This is a genomic window from Bradyrhizobium jicamae (assembly GCF_001440395.1).
GTDB classification, from domain to species: domain Bacteria; phylum Pseudomonadota; class Alphaproteobacteria; order Rhizobiales; family Xanthobacteraceae; genus Bradyrhizobium; species Bradyrhizobium jicamae.
On the sequence record NZ_LLXZ01000213.1, the window covers coordinates 298 to 663 of the forward strand.

The 366-nt window shown below is 53.0% G+C and carries 1 protein-coding gene; it reads left to right on the forward strand.

The window, feature by feature from the left end; translation table 11 throughout:
- Positions 1–160: 160 nt before the first annotated feature.
- The coding region (locus CQ12_RS45740) for a hypothetical protein (protein WP_210180603.1) at positions 161–366 on the forward strand (206 nt) is incomplete at its 3' end.

Sequence of the window (366 nt, forward strand, 5' to 3'; positions counted from 1 at the left end):
AAGGACAAGACGATCACGGACAAAATTGCCACGCCATTGGTACAGTCCGAGACCGGAATTCAAGAAACGCCTGCAAAATCGAAACAACTTTAACGCGCCATTGCCCCTGGCGAGGGCTGTGGCTTTTTCAGAGAAAACGCGAAAACCCTAGGAAAATCAAATGATAAGACTAGAACAGGAAGACGGCACTCTGCTAGAAAACGGCGGTTCAAGCGTGAACGATGCGCGAACCTGTCAGCCTGCTGGCACATCCGTGACACAGCAGCGTTCTGCGGATGTTCTTCGCTTCAAGATCAAAGTCCCCCAGACCCTCGACCAAGCCTCCAAGCTCCGGAAGTGGCTGGAGCAGATCGCGCACAAGACCTC